Source organism: Curtobacterium aurantiacum (genome assembly GCF_018598555.1).
In the GTDB taxonomy this organism is placed as follows: Bacteria; Actinomycetota; Actinomycetes; order Actinomycetales; family Microbacteriaceae; genus Curtobacterium; species Curtobacterium aurantiacum.
The window spans coordinates 124,157-140,803 of the sequence record NZ_JAHEWN010000005.1 but is presented as its reverse complement, the minus strand read 5'-3'; the positions used below and the strand labels follow the sequence as shown (position 1 = coordinate 140,803).

The window sequence follows — 16,647 nt, the reverse complement described above, 5'->3', positions numbered from 1 at the left end:
CCGCATCCGGTGGACCGCGCTCGGGCGGTCTACCGCCGTCGGAGCACCATCACGACGATACCCCCGACCACCGCCACGCCGGCTGCGAGACCGGCCAGGTAGGGCACCGGCTTCTCGTCGAGGCCGCGCTTGACCTTCGAGGCCGCGATCCCGATCTGCTTCGGGACGTTGAGCTTGTCCTCGATCGCGTCGAGGGTGTCGAACAACTGGGCTCGGGTCGCGGCGACGCGGGCAGCGAGATCGTCGTGCGGATCGGTCACGGTTCCTCCGTCGGTGGTGCGGCTGTCGAGGCTGTCGGCGCTCAGGAGCGGCCGTCGACGTCCGGCTTGCGGCTGCCGTACTGCGTCGGCGGGGTCGGCTTCTTGCCGAGGCCCTTGACCGCGTTGATGTCGTTCTTCACGCTGTCGATCGTGCGCTTCGGCGTGATCGGCAGGCCCTTCTTCAGCCGCTTCCAGCCGATCAGCCCGAGGATCGCGGCGATGATGAGCATGACGACGGCGACCACCAGGGCGGCCAGCCACGCGGGCATCACGGTCGCGAGACCCATCACGGCTGCGGTCAGCAGGACGCCGATCGCGTAGAGCACGACGACGAGCGCCCCGACCAGCAGGCCGGCTGCCAGGCCGAAGATCTTCGCCTTCGCGAGCATCTCGGCCTTGAGCAGGTCGATCTCGCCCTTGACCAGGCCCTTGACGAGCTTCGGGACGTCACCGACCAGGCCGAACAGCGAACGCGACTTGCGATCGCGGGTGTCCGTCATGAGGTGGTGGTGTCCTTCTTCTGGCCGACCTTGCGGACGGCCTTCTTGGTCGTCTCACCGATGAACTCGGCGACGTCCGGCGTCTTGTCGGCGATGAAGTCCTCGGCGACGTGCACGCCCTTCTGGACGCCGTTGCTGTTCCAGACCTTGCCGCTGACGGTCTTGATCTGCTCGTACCGCGCCCGTCCGGCTCGCGATCCCAGGACGTACCCGAGTGCGGCGCCGGCGACGAACAGGAGCTTTCCGCGCATGTGCGATTCCTCCGTGCATTGGTTGTGCGGTGGTCATGCACCGAACGGAATACGTCCGGCGGTCTCACCAACAGTAGCCCTCGGACGCTGCGCGGTCCGCTCAGGATCCGAGGATCTGCCCGGCTGCCGTCCGAGCGGCCGCGATGATGCCCGCCAGGCCCCGTCCCGTGGAGGCTTCTCCGATCCCGACGACACCCTCGGCCAGCCCCGCGGCGGCGAGGTCCGGTCCGTACCACCCGACGCGCGCGGCGCCGCTGACGCGGTCGGCCGTGATCGGCACACCGAGCAGGATCGAAGCATCCTGCAGGGCGCGGGACCCGACGGGGTCGGTCGGGTCGACCGGGAGGCTCGTGGCGACGCCCGCCGGATCGGTCGCGGTGGTCGCGTAGCTGAGTCGCAGGACGTGGCGTCCGTCCGTCACCTCGGCCAGCCACGGCCACTTCACCGTCGCGTGCGTGAGGGCCTTCGCCGACACCGCCTGCGCGTCCGGGTGCACGAGCATCCCGGTGCCACGTGGGGCGGCGTCGAGCTCGGGCTGGTCGACGACGAGGGTGACGAGCTGGATGCCGGTCCGGTCGGGGGCGGCGGTGCGCTCCGGGTCGGCGACGGAGGACAGGGTGTGCTGGGCCGGTAGCCGTTCGGTCGTGCCGTCGGCGCTGACGATCTCGACCGCGTGCGCCTCGATGCGGGTCGCCCGGCTGTGCAGCCGGACGTCCACCCCGTAGGTCTCCAGGTCGGCGACGAGCTCGTCCACCAGGCGCACCGTCCCACCCCGGATCCCCTGCACCGGGGTGCCGGCGGCCGCACGAGCCCGCAGCGACAGGACGGCCCGGGCGAGTGAGCCCTCGCGCAGCAGTGCGGCGCGCAGGCCCGGAGCCACCCGGTCGGGGTCGAGCTGGTCGGGGTGGGTGGAGTGCACGCCCCCGGCGATCGGCACCACGAGGTCGTCGAGCACCCGCTCCCCCATGCGCCGCCGGACGAGTTCGCCGAGCGACGTGGCCTTGGCGCCGACCGGCCCCGGCAGCAGCGAGTCCATCTGGGCGCGGAGTCCGCCCTTCTGGCCCACGACGGCGAGGACGTCCGCCGCCATCGGGGTGCTCGGGATGCCGAGGAGCCCGGTCGCGGGGATCGGGGAGGTCCGGCCGTCACGGGTCATAAGCCAGGCGCCGCGGGGGTCGGGGGCGACGACGTCGTTGCCGAGGCCGAGCTCGATCGCCAGACGGCCGACGGCGTCCGTGCGGGTGGCGAAGGAGTCCGCCGCCATGTCGAGGTCGATCCCGCCGACGGTGTGCCGACGGACCATGCCCCCGAGCTCGCCCGAGGACTCGACGAGCACCACGTGGGCGCCGCCCTTCGCGAGGTCACGGGCGGTGACGAGCCCGGCGACACCACCGCCGACCACGACGACGTCGGTCACGCGCCGGCTCCGTCCTGCGCTGCAGCGTCGTCCGCTCGGCCGTCGCCGAGCGAGTGGACCAGCTCGACCACGCGGGTCAGGACGTCCGGGTCGGTCTCGGGCGGGACGCCGTGGCCGAGGTTCACGACGTGGGCCCGTGCAGCACCGCCCCGACGGACGACGTCGCGGACGTGCGCTTCGAGGACATCCCACGGCGCCGAGAGCATCGCCGGGTCGATGTTGCCCTGCACGCTGACGCCGGTGCCGACGCGCTGGACCGCCTGGTCGAGGGGCAGGCGCCAGTCGACCCCGACCGCGTCGACGCCGACGGTGCCCGTGCCGAAGGTCGTCATGTCGGCGAGGACCTCGCCGCTGCCGACGCCGAAGTGGATTCGCGGGACCCCGAGCTCGGCGACGTGCGACATCGCCCGGGCGGAGTGCGGTGCGACGTAGCGGACGTAGTCGGCGCGGGAGAGCGACCCGACCCACGAGTCGAAGAGCTGCGCGGCCGAGGCCCCGGCGAGCACCTGGGCCCGGAGGAACATCCCGGACACCTCGGCGGCCCAGGCGAGCAGCCGCGACCAGCTCTCCGGGTCGGCGTGCATGAGCGTGCGGGCCCGGATGTGGTCCTTCGACGGGCCGCCCTCGACCAGGTAGGCGGCGAGGGTGAACGGTGCCCCCGCGAAGCCGATCAGCGGGGTGTCACCGAGCTGCTCGACCGTGCGCCGGACGGCCTGCTCGATGGGGGCGAGGGCCGCGGGGTCGAGCTGCTCGAGGGCGTCGACGTCGGCGGGGGTGCGGATCGGCGACGAGAGCACCGGGCCACGGCCGGGGACGATCTCGACGTCCACGCCCGCGAGCTTGATCGGCACGACGATGTCGCTGAAGAAGATGCCCGCGTCGACGGCGTGCCGGCGCACCGGCTGCAGCGTGATCTCCGACGCCATCTCCGGGTCGAGGCACGCGTCGAGCATGGCTGTGCCGATCCGAAGCTCCCGGTACTCGGGCAGGGAGCGACCGGCCTGCCGCATGAACCACACCGGGAGCGTCTCCGGACGGTCACCCCGCAGGGCCCGTACCAGGCGGGAACCACTCGTCCGCCCTGATGCCAGGGGGTGGGAGTCGGGGAGGGATGTGGTCGTCGCTTCGGTCACCGGATGATTCTCCCATCGAGCGCGTTACCATTGACTACGTGCTCATCTGTCTCACGGCGTCGCATCGCAACGCCAGCTTCGATCTCCTGGAGCGACTGAGCATCGGTGCACCCGCGGCAGCCAGCCGACTCGTCACGGATGCCGGCGTCCTGGACGGTGCAGTGGTCCTCGCGACCTGCAACCGGTTCGAGGCGTACCTCGACATCGCGGGCGACGAGAGCGACTCCGCCGTCTCCGCCACCGTGCAGGCCGTGGCCGCCGCGAGCGACCTGGACGCCACCGAGGTCCTCGAATCCGTCAACGTGCTCGGCGGCAAGGACGTCGTGCAGCACCTGTTCGCCGTGTCGAGCGGTCTCGAGTCCGTCGTCGTCGGCGAGACGGAGATCTCCGGCCAGGTCCGTCGCTCGCTCGAGGACGCCCGGTCGAACGGCACCACCACCTCGGACCTCGAGCGCCTGTTCCAGGAGGCCGCGCACACCTCCCGCGGCGTCAAGACCCGCACCCGCATCGGCGCCGCCGGTCGGTCACTCGTGCGCCTCGGCCTCGAACTCGCGTCGTCCCGCGTCACCGACTGGGCCCGCACCCGCGTGCTGCTCGTCGGCACCGGCAGCTACGCCGCCACCACCATCGCCGCCCTGCGCGACCGCGGCGCCACGAACATCCAGGTGTTCTCGCCCTCGGGCCGGGCGCCCTGGTTCGCCGCCAAGCACGACCTCGTCGCCGCCCGTGACCTGCGCCAGGCCATCGGCGAGAGCGACGTCCTGATCACCTGCACCTCGAGCGAGGTCCCGGTCGTCGCACCGGACGACCTCGACGACGGGGTCCGCCGCATCGTCATCGACCTCGGGCTCCCCCGCAACGTCGACCCCGCAGCGGCCGGTGTCGACGGCGTCGAGCTGCTCGACCTCGAGACCATCAGCATCCACGCCCCGATCTCCGAGCTCAATGCCGAGTCCGAGGCCCGCGCGATGGTCGACGACGCCGTGTCCCGGTTCCGCGCGCAGGCGATGGAGCAGTCGACGACGCCGGCGCTCGTGGCGTTCCGCAAGCACGTGTTCGACATCCTCGACGACGAGATCGAGCGGGCCAAGCGCCGCGCGGATGCCGACGGCGAGTCCGTCGAGCACACCGAGCGGGCCCTCCGGCACCTGGTCGGCGTCCTGCTGCACCGCCCCTCGGTGCGCGCCCGTGAGCTCGGTCGCGCCGGTCGCGGCGAGGAGTTCGTCGGGGCCATCGACTCCCTGTACGGCGTCCGCCCCGAGGCCGAGGCGGAGCTGCCGGCGCCCGTCGTCCCGCTGGCCGACCGCACGGCACTGGACCCGACCGCCTCGGATCGCGACGACCAGGCGGACGCGAGCTGAGCCTCCAGGCCGCTCCGCAACCACCCACGCTGCGCGTGAGTGCGCTGCTGCTGGTGCGTGACCGACGTGTCCTGATGGTGCGCGCGCGGGCGCGCGACGTGCTCTACCTGCCCGGGGGCAAGGCGGAGCCGCACGAGACCGACGTCGAAGCGGCCGTCCGCGAGGCGTACGAGGAGACCGGCCTGCAGCTCACCGCAGCCGACGTCGACCCGTTCGGCGTCGTGCTCGAGCCCGCCCACGGGCAGGCTCCGGGGACCATGGTCGCGATGACGCTGTTCCTGGTCCGGCCTGGAGGCCCGCTGGACTCCGCCACGCCCGTCGCCTCGGCGGAGGTGGACGAAGTGGAGTGGGTCACCTCGGCCGACGCGGACCGCTGCCCACCTGCGGGCGTGGAGACGCTCCGCCGCCTGGTGGCGGCGGCGCTGATCGACTGACCGTCAGGCGCAGAGCGACGACACAGAGGAGCCCGTACTCAAGGATGAGTACTCATCCTTGAGTACGGGCTCGCTTCCGCTCGGGTTCGTCAGACCTTGTCGGTGTCGGTGTACTCCCCGACCTCGCCGTTCTGGGCCGGCTCGGCCTCGCCGGGGATGTCCGAGTCGACGTACTCACCGTCGGGTCCGGCTCCGTCGGGACGGGTCTCGCCGGGGATGTCGCTCGAGACGAACTCGCCGACCGGCTCCGTCGACTCGACGTGCTCCTCGCCCGGGATCTCGCTGTCCGTGAAGGCTCCGGCGCGGGGCTCGACCCCGTCCGCACGTCCCTCGTCGCCTCGTGCCTGTTCGTGCTTGCCCGTCATGTCCGACCTCCGCTGCTCGGGTTGCTTGCCTCGGAGTGTGCCCGCGGTCCCTGGACGCCGACCGAACCGGATGCGGCGTTCGGTGGTTGCCTGTGCACCATGCAACGCAGCAGCCGATCGAAGTTCCTGCTCGTCGTGACCGGGCTCGTCGCCGTCGGGACGCTGGCGGGGTGCGCCTCGGACGGGCAGCCCGCCGCCACCGAGACCGTCACGGCGCCCGCGCCGTCGCCGTCCGCGTCGGCGTCCACACCGCAGTCGTCGGAGGAGTCCGCCTCGGCCGCACCATCGGACGGGTCCGGTTCTGGGTCGTCCGCCGGATCCGGTGCCACTGGCCAGGCTTCCGGCGACCGGTGCGCGGTGTCGTCGCTCGCCGGACGCATCGAGGCGGGCAGCGGTGGCGCCGCCGGCAGCGTCATCGTGCACCTGGTGCTCGAGAACACTGGTTCGACGACCTGCACCGTGCAGGGGTGGCCCGGCGTCTCGTTCGTCGGGGGTGGCACCGGCAAGCAGATCGGTGCGGCCGCCGTCGCGGAGAAGAGCTCGCCGCACCCCACCGTCACCCTGGCGCCCGGCAAGACCGCCGTCGCTCCGCTCAAGATCGTCCGGGCCGAGAACTACTCGGCGGGCGACTGCTCGCCGCAGACCCCGGACGGCTTCCGCGTGTACCCGCCCGGGTCGAAGCAGTCCCTGTTCGTGAAGGACACCGACTACCAGGCGTGTGCGTCCGCCGACGCCTCGCTGCTGTCCGTGCAGGGGTTCGTGCCGGAGGGGCAGGCGACCTCGTAGCGGTCGGACGTTCGACGACGGTTGTCGGGCGCGGGGCACGCTCGTCGTTCGGGGGTGGACAGGTCTGTTGCTCGCGACGGATCTGACCTATGGTCATCGTGGGATGGGGGTCTTCTCCGGTCGCCGCACGTCGGCAGGACCGGGGAGCACGCTCGTGCCGTGACCACGCATCGATGCTCCTGGGGGAAACATGACGGATCACAGTTCGAAGAGCGGCCGAGGGATCTCGAGGCGGGGTCTGCTGCAGGGCGCCGCCGTCACGATCGGTGGCTCGGCCCTGGCCGGCGCAGCGGCGTCACCGGCGTCCGCGGCAGCCACCAAGCCGTTCATCCCGTCCGGGCTGACGTACCCGGCCAACGACCCGCTCGCCGGGTTCTTCCGCAAGGTCGCCGCCGGCACCGCGACCATCGTCACGGCGGGCGACTCCATCACCGAGGCGTTCGGCGCTGCCTCGCCGCAGAAGGGGTACCCGGCACGGGTGCGGGCACGACTCCGCAACGGTGCCGGGCAGGCGCCCGGCGGACTCGACTACGTCCCCGCTCGCTCGCAGTACGCCACGGTCGACAAGCCTCCGACCACGGTGACCTACGTCTCGTACACGGGCGCGAACGGCGCCGCGATCGACCTCCGCTCCGCCACCTACGCCGGTGCCCGGAGCACGAAGTCCGGGCTCGGCCGACGCGCCGTCGCACTGACCGGCACCAGCGTCCGGTCCGCCTCGTTCACGCAGGCCTTCACGTCGTTCGTGCTGTCGTGGCGGGCGACGAGCAACCGTGACGCGATCTCGGTCACCATCGACGGCACCAGGGTCACCCTGCCCGCGGTGTCCAGCGGTGAGCAGACCTGGACCAGCCCGCGGTCGGCCTCCGCGACCCGCACCGTGACGGTGACGTGGCAGAGCGGCGAGCCCTTCGTCGAGGGCTGGCAGCTCTTCGACGGCGACGAGGGCGGCGGGTTCCACGTCCTCGAGGCGTCGCAGTCGACCTCGCGGACCGAGGGCTTCTCCCTCGCGTCCTCGGCCGCCAACGGCAACGACACCTGGGCGGACGCGCTCCGTCGCTTCTCCCCCGACCTGATCACGTCGATGTGGGGGACGAACGACTACGGCGTGGTCACCCCCGCGGTCCTGACGCAGCAGACGGTCAACTACCTGGACCTCGTGCACGACCGGAGCCCGGGTTCGGCGCTGCTCGTGATCATGCCGTTCCAGCTGGGAAAGGCGTCGACCACCGAGTGGGCGAAGTACCGCACCGCTCAGCAGCAGGCGGTGACCACGTTCCGGTCCGCGAACCCGGGCGTCGCGATCGGCTTCTTCGATCTCGGTGCCTACGTACCGCCGTACTTCGGGCAGACCGGCACGGCGGGCAACACGTACATGTACGACGGGATCCACCCGAACGACACGGGCTACGACGTCATCGCGGCGATCCTCTACGCCTACCTGACGTCGACGCCGGCCTGAGCTGCGGTCCCGTCCGCGTGGTGATCGCGGGCGGGGCTCGACAGCCGCGGAGTGGGGGCCCCGTTTTGGGGGCGCCGCGAACCGTCTGCACGGACGAGACCCCCAGGCACGCGAGCGATACTCCCCGGATCACCATGCAGCAGAGGCATCACCCGCTGCATGTCCTGGAGTGACCGAGGGTACGGGCACGCCAGGGAGCGCCGTCGTGGGGATTCGGGTCAACACGACGGCGCTCACTTCACACGTCATCGTGTGCGAGGCGACGCTGGGCCCCCACGCGTCGCCAGCAGCGATGCTCGTCCGGATCGGTCCGGGCGTCAAGGGACCCATCGGCGCGACTCGCCGGTCGCCGGCCCCCGGTCGCGCAGGGTAGCGGATCGAAGTCGTGGGACTGCCGCTCGGGGACGGCAGCCCCACGCCTTCTTGTCGGCCGGGAGGTGTCGTCCCGGCCCCTCCCCGCCGCCCCCCGGTCGGCGAGCAGGGTCTTGGGGTCCTTCAGGCCCTGACGGCCTGGATGACCAGGTTGTCGACCGACGGCCCACCCTGCGGTCGTTGGAGGCAGGTGATGATGACGAGTCGGTTCGGGGTGTCGGCCCAGATCGTGGACGACTTCGACAGGGCGGCCTTCTCGATGGCCTGCGACCCGGTGACGGCGTACGTGACCCCGTCGACCTGGATCTTCGTCCCCCTGCCGACCTTCGCCGTCTGGTGCTCGACGTCGATCAGGGCGTTACCGGGCGCGACACCGCCGTTGCGGAGTGAGTGCATGACCACGAACACGGTCCCCTTCGCCGCGGCCTTCGTCGGGACGCCTTCGTTGCGGATCCTGTACGCGGAGGTGAACCCGGGAGGCTCAACCGTCCCGTCGACGGCGTTCAGAGCACCGAGGGGCACGTCGAGACCGACGGACTTCACGACGAACTGTCCTCCGGCGTCCGGCACCGCGGACGCCGGGGCAGCCGCGGCTGGGACGTCTTCCGCCTGCACCCGGTTGCCCTGCAGGTCGACGGGCCCGGACCGGGTGGCGACGTAGCCGACGATGCTGCCCGTGAGGGCGAGCGCGGTGGCGGCGCCGACGACGAGGAACACCCACCGTCGACGCCGCCCACCCTGGACGGTGTCAGTCACCGGCGGTCGTGTCCTGACGACGACGGAGCACCATCACGCCGAGCGTGACCATGCCGGCCAGTGCCACGATGCCGGAGCCGATCCACGGCCACACCGGAGCCGGGGAGACGACGGTCCCACCGGTGGCCACCGAAGGACCGGCCGGGGCAGCCGGGTCGCCGATCGGAGTGACGAGCGTCGGCGGGACGTCCACCGTGGTGTTCGTGGTGCAGCCGCCCGCGGTCGCGCAGGATCCGCCTTCGCCGGCGTCGACGACGTTGGTGAGCTCGCGGTCACCGGTGTCGGGGCTGTTCACCGTGAACGAGTACGCCACCGTGACGCTCTTGCCCTGCGCGAGCGCACCTGCCCACGAGAGGGTGTCGCCCCGCACCGTGGCGCCGGAGGACGCGTCGCGGTTGTAGGTGGCGTCGTCGGTGACCTTCGACAGGTCGTCCGTGAACGAGGCCGGGTCCGTCGTCGTGTAGTCGACCTTGCCGGTGTTCGTCACCGTCACCTCGTAGTGCACCACGCCGCCGGGGCCCACCTCGGCCTTGTCGGACGTCTTCTGGACGGTGAACGCACCGACGAGATCCGTCGTCCGGCACCCGCCCTCGGTGGCGCAGCCGCCACCGTTGCCCGTGGGGACGGTCACCGCGTTCTCGATCGAGCCGTCACCGGCATCCGGAGTGCCGACGGTCACCGAGTAGGTGATGTCGACCGATTCGCCGACCTGCAGCGGGCCGGACCAGGACAGGGTGTCGCCGTCCACGGTGGCACCCTCGGACGCGTCGCCGTTGTAGGCGGCGTCGTCGAGGACCTCGGAGAGGTCGTCGGTGAATGATGCAGGTGCCGCGTCCGTGTAGTCCACGACGCCCGTGTTGGTCACGGTGACGGTGTAGGACACGGTGCTGCCGGCGTGGACGATGCCCGCTGCTGCCGAGGTCTTCGCCACGCTGTACGACTGCACGGGTGTGTTCGTACCGCACGATCCGTCGGCTGCGCAGGTGCCGCCGGTGTTCGGCGGGGTGGTGACCGTGTTCTCGAGCACCTCGTCGCCCGTGTCGGGGTTGTTCACCGTGACCGCGTACGTGATGGTCTTCGACTCACCGACGCCCAGGTCACCGGCCCAGGACAAGGTGTCCCCGTCGACGACGGCGCCCTGCGTTGCGGAGTCGTCGACGTAGGTGGCGTCGTCGAGGACCTCGGACAGGTCATCGGTGAACGATGCCTGCGTGAAGGGAGCCGGCGCGTCGGCGGTGTACGCCCACTCGCCGGTGTTGGTCACCACGACCGAGTAGGTGACGGTGTCACCGGGGTGCGCCGAGGCGACGTCAGCGGTCTTCGCGACCGTGTAGGACGGGTCCGTGAAGGTGACGGTGGTGTCGGCCGGCGGGACGAGTCCGTTCGGAGTGATGTTGTCCGGGCCGTTGGTGTAGCTGCCGGCTGCAGCTGCAGTGACCTGCACCGTGATCGTGCAGGAGGTCTCCCCCGCAGCGAGGTTGCCGTCGGTGATCGCGACCGACGTCGCACCAGCCGTTGCCGCGGTGTCCGCGTCACACGTGCCGCCCACCGTCGAGTTCGCCAGCGTGAGGCCGTCCGGCAGGTCGTCCGTGAACGTCCAACCGGCCTTCGAGCCGAGCTCGCTCGTGTTCGTGACGGTGAACGTCAGCGTCGAGGTACCGCCGGTCTCGACGCGGGCGGGGCTGAACTGCTTGTCCAGCTGCGGGGTGACGTCGAGGATCCGGATGTTGTCGATCGCGTGATCGTTCCCGGCACCGGAGCCGTTGTTGTTCAGCATCCGGACACCGATCGAGGTCCCCGAGAACAGGAGCGCGCTGTTCGCACTCGTCGTGCCCACGTTGGCCGTCAGCGCCTGCACCGCTCCGACCGCGGGGACGTTCACGACGTCGGTCGAGGTGCACGCGTTGACCTGCGTGCCGACGTTCGTCGCCACGCCTGCGTCGTTGAGGAGCTGGAACTGCAGCTGGGGCGCGGACACGGCACAGTTGATCGCGGCGACGTCGGCGCTGAAGGTGATGAAGCGGTTGCTCGCCGCGAACGGGATGTTGGTGGCCGTCTCGAACTCGACCAGGCCGGCGCCCGGGTTGTTGGCCGTGTAGGCCGAGTCGGCGTAGTTGCTGTTGCCGGCTGCGGGGGTCCCGCCCCGGTAGAGGCCGAGCGCGTAGGAGAGCTGCTGGGTGCGGTTCCAGTTCACCTGGCCGTTCGCCCCGTTGCTCTCGTTCCCGCATGCCGCGACCGCGCCCGCGTCGGTCGGGGACTGCGACGTCGACGCGACGAGACCGTTGCAGTAGGTCAGCCACGCGTCGTTCGCCGTGTACTTCTGTCCGCTCGTGCCCGTGTAGTCCGTGAGCGTCTGCACCGGGCTCGTGCCGGGGACGTTCTGGAAGTCCTCCGTGTACACCGTCGTCGGATCCGACGGGGTGCCCGGGTTCCCCGGTGCCGCCTGGGCCGGAGCAGCAGGGCCGGCGAGCAACGACGTTGCGGCGAGCGTCGACACCGTCAACGCGAGGACGCCAGCAGAGGCTGCGACACGCAGGCCACGGGAGCGCAAGGCCGGCAGCGAGCCAGCGCCGGTCCTGCTCGGAGGCGCACCGTTGCGCCGGCGTCGAAGGGTGTCAGTTACGGACACAGAGTCTTCCCCTAGGAGATGCAGCCCCGCTGCGGGACCGAGACGAGCGATGGTTGCGCTCAGTCAACAGACGGGCTGAGCGTTCTCCGAGAGCAGGACTCGACTGTCATCCCCCGAAGTCATCCCTCGCGCCCGACACCACCCCCGTTCGGGGGGTGCTCTTCTGGCAACGCGTTGCCGCTGTTTGAGAGATGGCTCATCTGTGCGGTAGAACCGATCGAACGCACCTGCGCCCTCATGCGGACCCGACGCATCCACCCCACTGCAGAGGAGGCAGCATGCACCCCGCGGGGGCTGCGCCGGATGATCAGGACCCACTTGCTGCTGCTGATGATGCCGTTCCGTCACGTGAGCTCGCTCGTGTCGTCACGTACGTCGGACGGCGCGAGGGATGGGATGCCGCAGCAGCGGTGATCGGTGATCATTGGGACCGCTACGCCACGACACACCCGCAGCATCTGCTCGCCGCGATCGCGGCGTTGCCCGGGGACGTGTTGCTGTCGAACTCGGGGCTGGTGGTCGGCGCCAACTACCTCCGTCAGGTCGCCGCCGACACGGCCCCGCACCGCTTCGACCACGACCGGAGGTTCTCGGCGTTCCACACGTCCGGATCGGAGTCGCTGGCCGAGCAGCTCATCCTGCTCACCGGAGCCGCTGCCCGTGCACGCACGGAGGGCGACGTCGGCGTCAGCCGCGAGGCTGCGAAGCAGGGGCGACGCCTGATCGATCAGGCGCTCCACGACGGAGCACGATCGGCCGACGTCGAGGCAGCGAAACGGAACCTGCCGCACCTCTTCGTGCAGTGGGGACGTTCACTCGAGGTGTCGGACACCGACGGCGCCGCCTACGAGTACGAAGAAGCACACCATCTAGCACTCGTCACGGAGCAGCCGCAGATCGCACGCCGCGCAGCAGGCCACCTCGCCTGGCACCACGGCGAACGCGGGCGCGTCAACCTCGCGGCGGACTGGGTGGAACGGGCCCGCGCCGCCGGTGAGCCGAACCCTCGCTACGAAGCCACCACGCACCTCGCCGCGGCCCTGGTCCTCCTGGAGCAGGGGGACCGCGCCGGCGCCGGGGTCGAGCTCGCGCGCGCTCGGGCCTACCCCGCCGGGGAGTACTGGGCCGGTGCCCTCTGGCTCCGCGCGTTGCACGCACTGTCCGCGGCGGAGATCACCCAGGTGGAGACGGAACTCGCGGGCGAGGTGGAGCGCCACGGCAGCACGCGTCTGAGTCCGGTCGACGCCCGCTACCTCCGCGCCACCCGCCTCACGATCGGCGTCGCTCCGCGCGGCAGCACGCCGAGGACGACGACGGTGTTCGACCGACTCCTGGACGCTGTCGAGGCGCTTGCGAGTGGCGCGTTCCGGGAGGCCCTCGAGATCAGCCGCGAACCGGCCGGCGACGCGACCGTGCCGCGCGTCCGTGGCAACGGACTCCTGCTGTCCGCGATGGCGGCACTGGCCCTCGATCAACGTGGTGCAGCCGAGGGCTACTTCCGCCGTGCCCACGCGATCCTCGAGCACGAGGGGATGAGCACCCCGTACCGGATCTTGCCGCCGCAGGCGCTCCACGACCTCGCCACCGCGATCGGTCGGGACATCCCCGCCGAGCACCGAGCAGAACCGGCCGTGCTCGGCATCGCGCTCAGTTCCCTCACCAGACGAGAACGGGAGGTCCTCGGGCTCCTCGCAACGCCGGCGTCGTTCGACAGCATCGCCGAGCAGCTGTTCATCAGCGTGAACACGGTCAAGACCATCGCACACCGGATGTACCGGAAGCTCAACATCAACTCCCGCCGCGAAGCCGCCGAGATCGCGCACCGCGCGGGCATCAGCCGCCCGTAGCGTCCAAGCTCCCGAGCGGCGAGCGGCGAACGGCGAGCAACGAGCGACGAGCAACGAGCGACGACCGGCCAGCGGCGACCGGCCAGCGCCGTCAGCGCCGTCAGCGCCGCGCAGGCGCGTGCACGGCCTCGAGCACCTCGGTCCCCATGGTCCGCAGCGCCTCGACCACGGCCAACCGCCGCTGCAACGAGGCGTCGTCGAACGTCACCGTGACCGCGTAGCTGACCGACGACCCGGGCCCCCGCAGGATCCCCGCTTCGGCCCGCACGCCCGTGCTCGACCCGGTGACCGCGACGACCTGCAACCCGTGGTCGAGCGAACGGTGCGCCAGGGGGTCGAGCCCGAACGACCCGGCGACCAGGGTGAGGTCACTCGCCAGGGACAGCCAGCCGAGCACCCGGTTCGACACCGCCTCGTCGACGACCTCGCCGAGCGCCAGCCCGCGCATCACCCACGACAGCTCCCCCGTCGGTGCGACGGAGGCGTCGGGGGCGTCGTCCGGCCCGCGTCGGTCCCGCACCCGGTCGATCAACGCCGTGCGCTCGATGCCCAGGGACTCCGCACGCTCCCTGACGGCGTCGATGCCCACCGTGGTCAGCAGCGCGTTCATGGCCCAGGCGTCGGCGGTGGCCCCGACCAGGGTCGCCAGGTCGGGCACCTGCATGGTCGGCTCCTGCAGGAACTGCCACAGGCCGGCGCCGGTCGCGGTGTCCCGGGCCATCCGCTGCAGCCGGTCACCGTGCAGGCGGCCGTCCTCGAGCTGGGCGGCGACCTCGATGAGCAGCAGGACGCGGCCCAGGCTCGCGACCGGCTGCACCAGGGTGTCGTCGATCCCGAGCAGGGCCTTGCCGCTGGAGGTGTCGATCACCGAGGCACTGACCCCGGCGCCCTCGATCGCGAGCGCACCGAGGGCCTCCGTGGTGGCGGTGAAGCGGTCGTCGGACCGGCCGCTGTGCCGCCCACGACCACGGCCGCCTCCTGCTGGGCGGTCGTCCGGTCGCCGGCGGCGCGACGACCGGGCCGCGTCCGGCTCCGTCATCACCAGATGGCGACGCGCTCGGCGGGGTCGAGGTACATCGCGTCCTGCTCGGTCACGCCGAAGGTGTCGTACCAGACGTCGATGTTGCGGACCACCTGGTTGCAGCGGAACTCGTTGGGCGAGTGCGGGTCGATGCTCAGCAGACGAGCCGCCTCTTCCGGGCGGATCGCCATGCGCCAGGCCTGTGCCCAGCTCAGGAAGAAGCGCTCGGCACCGGTCAGTCCGTCGACGACCGGGGGCTCCTGGCCGTCGAGCGACAGCAGGTAGGCCTTCCACGCGATCGACAGGCCACCGAGGTCACCGATGTTCTCGCCGATCGTCAGGGCACCGTTCACGTGGCTGTCGGGCACCTCGGTCGGCACCAGGGCGTCGTACTGGGCGATGAGGGCCTTCGTGCGCTCCTCGAACGCGGCGCGGTCGGCCTCGGTCCACCAGTTCTCGAGCTTGCCGTCACCGTCGTACTGCGAGCCCTGGTCGTCGAAGCCGTGGCCGATCTCGTGCCCGATGACGGCACCGATCGCGCCGTAGTTCGCGGCGGCGTCGCGGTTCGCGTCGAAGAACGGGAACTGCAGGATGGCTGCCGGGAACACGATCTCGTTGAAGCCGGGGTTGTAGTACGCGTTGATCGTCTGCGGGGTCATGAACCACTCGTCGCGGTCGATCGGCTTGCCGATCTTGCCGAGCTCGCGGTCGACCTGGAACGAGGCGACGGCGCGGACGTTGGCGACCAGGTCGTCGGCTCGGACGGGCAGTGCCGAGTAGTCGCGCCACTTCACCGGGTAGCCGATCTTCGGCGTGAACTTGTCGAGCTTGTCGAGCGCACGGGCACGGGTCTCGTCGGTCATCCAGTCGAGCGCGGTGATGCTCTGCCGGTACGCCTCGACCAGGTTGGCGACGAGGTCGTCCATCTTGGCCTTCGAGGTCTCGTCGAAGTGCTCCTGCACGTAGATGCGCCCGACGGCCTCGCCCATCGCACCCTCGACCAGCGAGACGCCGCGCTTCCAGCGCTCACGCTGCTTGGGCGCACCGGTCAGCGCGGTGCCGTAGAACGAGAAGTTCGTGGCCGAGAACGCGCTCGTCAGGTAGGCGGCGGAGCCACGGATGACCTGCCAGCGCAGCCAGTCCTTCCAGACCTCGAGCGGCTGGTCGTTCAGCAGGTCGGCCAGGCCGGTGATGAACGAGGGCTCGCGCACCACGACGGTCTCGAAGGCGCCGGCCGGGGCGTCGATGGCCTGCCACCAGAGCTGCAGGTCGACACCCTTCGCGAGCGCGGCGACCTCGGCCCACGGCAGCTTGTTGTAGGTCTTCTGGCTGTCACGGGTGGTGACGTTGTCCCAGTGCTTCGCGGCGAGCGCCGTCTCGAGCGCGATGACGTGCTCGGTGCGGGCACCGCCGTCGTCGAGGCCGGCGAGCGGGAACATCGCCGCGACGAACTCGCGGTACTTCTCGCGGATGTCGGCGAAGCGCTCTTCGCGGTAGTACGACTCGTCGGGCAGCCCGAGGCCGGACTGCTCGAGGAACACGACGTAGGACTCGGGGTCGCCCGGGTCGTTGTCGACGAAGAGCTGCAGGAAGCTCGGCAGGCCGAGGCGCTCGAAGCGGCCGACGGCAGCGATGACCTCTCGCGTGGACTGGATCTCGGTGATCTCGGCGAGCAGGTGCTCGATCGGTGCGGTGCCGAGCTCCTCGAGCCGCGCTTCGTCGGTGAACGAGGTGAAGAGGTCACCGACCTTGCGCTCCTCGGTGCCGGGGGCGGCCTGCTGCGAGCGCTCGATGATGTCGCGCACGGCGATCTCGGCGGCTTCGGCCAGCACCGTGAAGGAGCCGTACCGGGCCTTGTCGTCGGGGATCGGCGTCGCCTCGATCCAGGTCCCGTTCACGTGGCGGTACAGGTCGTCCTGGGGGCGCACCGCGGGGTCGAGTTCGTCAGTGTGGATGCCGGAGGCACGTGCGACGTCGGTCATGCGGTCCACGATAGCCACCGACCCCATGGGGCAGGTCGATCCGGGTCGCCTGCTGTGGACGGCTGCCGGTA

15 protein-coding genes are annotated in these 16,647 nt (G+C 71.0%); 5 read left to right on the top strand and 10 right to left on the bottom strand.

The window, feature by feature from the left end; translation table 11 throughout:
• Positions 1-29: 29 nt before the first annotated feature.
• The 5 genes from KK087_RS06680 to hemE all read right to left on the bottom strand — a co-directional run bounded on the left by KK087_RS06680 (position 30) and on the right by hemE (position 3,561).
• Positions 30-260 (bottom strand): DUF3618 domain-containing protein, encoded by a 231-nt coding sequence (locus KK087_RS06680; protein ID WP_214564611.1) that lies wholly within the window; start codon positions 258-260, stop codon positions 30-32.
• Positions 261-301: 41 nt separating this feature from the next.
• Positions 302-760 carry a phage holin family protein gene (locus tag KK087_RS06675; protein WP_214531306.1) on the bottom strand — a complete coding sequence of 153 codons (459 nt, stop codon included), beginning with the start codon at positions 758-760 and terminating at the stop codon, positions 302-304.
• Complete coding sequence (locus tag KK087_RS06670; RefSeq protein ID WP_017887727.1) at positions 757-1,011, bottom strand: hypothetical protein; 255 nt, start codon at positions 1,009-1,011, stop codon at positions 757-759. Before KK087_RS06670 ends, KK087_RS06675 begins: the two co-directional genes overlap by 4 nt.
• A gap of 100 nt (positions 1,012-1,111) precedes the next feature.
• A complete protein-coding gene (locus KK087_RS06665; RefSeq protein ID WP_214564610.1) occupies positions 1,112-2,428 on the bottom strand; it encodes a protoporphyrinogen/coproporphyrinogen oxidase in 1,317 nt (438 codons plus the stop codon).
• Positions 2,425-3,561 carry a uroporphyrinogen decarboxylase gene (gene hemE, locus KK087_RS06660; RefSeq protein ID WP_214564609.1) on the bottom strand — a complete coding sequence of 379 codons (1,137 nt, stop codon included), beginning with the start codon at positions 3,559-3,561 and terminating at the stop codon, positions 2,425-2,427. Before hemE ends, KK087_RS06665 begins: the two co-directional genes overlap by 4 nt.
• Before the next feature lie 38 nt (positions 3,562-3,599).
• Between hemE and KK087_RS06655 the strand changes: the two genes are divergently transcribed.
• Both KK087_RS06655 and KK087_RS06650 read left to right on the top strand, forming a co-directional pair.
• On the top strand, positions 3,600-4,922 hold the full coding sequence (locus KK087_RS06655; protein ID WP_214564608.1) for a glutamyl-tRNA reductase: 1,323 nt from the start codon (positions 3,600-3,602) through the stop codon (positions 4,920-4,922).
• A gap of 35 nt (positions 4,923-4,957) precedes the next feature.
• Positions 4,958-5,356: an NUDIX hydrolase gene (locus KK087_RS06650; RefSeq protein ID WP_214564607.1), complete on the top strand. Its 399-nt coding sequence runs from the start codon at positions 4,958-4,960 to the stop codon at positions 5,354-5,356.
• 89 nt (positions 5,357-5,445) lie between these two features.
• Here the strand turns inward: KK087_RS06650 and KK087_RS06645 are convergent, their stop codons facing one another.
• Complete coding sequence (locus tag KK087_RS06645) at positions 5,446-5,721, bottom strand: hypothetical protein (RefSeq protein WP_214543747.1); 276 nt, start codon at positions 5,719-5,721, stop codon at positions 5,446-5,448.
• A gap of 99 nt (positions 5,722-5,820) precedes the next feature.
• Between KK087_RS06645 and KK087_RS06640 the strand changes: the two genes are divergently transcribed.
• Entirely contained in the window at positions 5,821-6,507 is a 687-nt protein-coding gene (locus KK087_RS06640; RefSeq protein ID WP_214564606.1) for a DUF4232 domain-containing protein, read from the top strand.
• Between the two features lie 190 nt (positions 6,508-6,697).
• Positions 6,698-7,969: an SGNH/GDSL hydrolase family protein gene (locus KK087_RS06635; protein WP_214564605.1), complete on the top strand. Its 1,272-nt coding sequence runs from the start codon at positions 6,698-6,700 to the stop codon at positions 7,967-7,969.
• 495 nt (positions 7,970-8,464) lie between these two features.
• Here KK087_RS06635 and KK087_RS06630 read toward each other — a convergent pair whose 3' ends face one another.
• Positions 8,465-9,097 (bottom strand): class F sortase, encoded by a 633-nt coding sequence (locus KK087_RS06630; RefSeq protein WP_214564604.1) that lies wholly within the window; start codon positions 9,095-9,097, stop codon positions 8,465-8,467.
• Entirely contained in the window at positions 9,090-11,594 is a 2,505-nt protein-coding gene (locus tag KK087_RS06625; RefSeq protein ID WP_307860006.1) for a DUF7927 domain-containing protein, read from the bottom strand. Before KK087_RS06625 ends, KK087_RS06630 begins: the two co-directional genes overlap by 8 nt.
• Positions 11,595-12,136: 542 nt before the next feature.
• Between KK087_RS06625 and KK087_RS17865 the strand changes: the two genes are divergently transcribed.
• Positions 12,137-13,573: a helix-turn-helix transcriptional regulator gene (locus KK087_RS17865; RefSeq protein ID WP_214564602.1), complete on the top strand. Its 1,437-nt coding sequence runs from the start codon at positions 12,137-12,139 to the stop codon at positions 13,571-13,573.
• 100 nt (positions 13,574-13,673) lie between these two features.
• Here KK087_RS17865 and KK087_RS06615 read toward each other — a convergent pair whose 3' ends face one another.
• Positions 13,674-14,612 (bottom strand): serine hydrolase, encoded by a 939-nt coding sequence (locus KK087_RS06615; RefSeq protein WP_214564601.1) that lies wholly within the window; start codon positions 14,610-14,612, stop codon positions 13,674-13,676.
• Positions 14,612-16,576 (bottom strand): M13 family metallopeptidase, encoded by a 1,965-nt coding sequence (locus tag KK087_RS06610; RefSeq protein WP_214531313.1) that lies wholly within the window; start codon positions 16,574-16,576, stop codon positions 14,612-14,614. Before KK087_RS06610 ends, KK087_RS06615 begins: the two co-directional genes overlap by 1 nt.
• Positions 16,577-16,647 lie beyond the last annotated feature (71 nt).

Bases quoted from the DNA above. Each gene is read 5' to 3' on its own strand.
- KK087_RS06635 (WP_214564605.1), top strand. From the start codon at position 6,698: ATGACGGATCACAGTTCGAAGAGCGGCCGAGGGATCTCGAGGCGGGGT.
- KK087_RS06610 (WP_214531313.1), bottom strand. From the start codon at position 16,576: ATGACCGACGTCGCACGTGCCTCCGGCATCCACACTGACGAACTCGAC.
- KK087_RS06670 (WP_017887727.1), bottom strand. From the start codon at position 1,011: ATGCGCGGAAAGCTCCTGTTCGTCGCCGGCGCCGCACTCGGGTACGTC.
- KK087_RS06675 (WP_214531306.1), bottom strand. From the start codon at position 760: ATGACGGACACCCGCGATCGCAAGTCGCGTTCGCTGTTCGGCCTGGTC.
- KK087_RS06615 (WP_214564601.1), bottom strand. From the start codon at position 14,612: ATGACGGAGCCGGACGCGGCCCGGTCGTCGCGCCGCCGGCGACCGGAC.
- KK087_RS06640 (WP_214564606.1), top strand. From the start codon at position 5,821: ATGCAACGCAGCAGCCGATCGAAGTTCCTGCTCGTCGTGACCGGGCTC.
- KK087_RS06645 (WP_214543747.1), bottom strand. From the start codon at position 5,721: ATGACGGGCAAGCACGAACAGGCACGAGGCGACGAGGGACGTGCGGAC.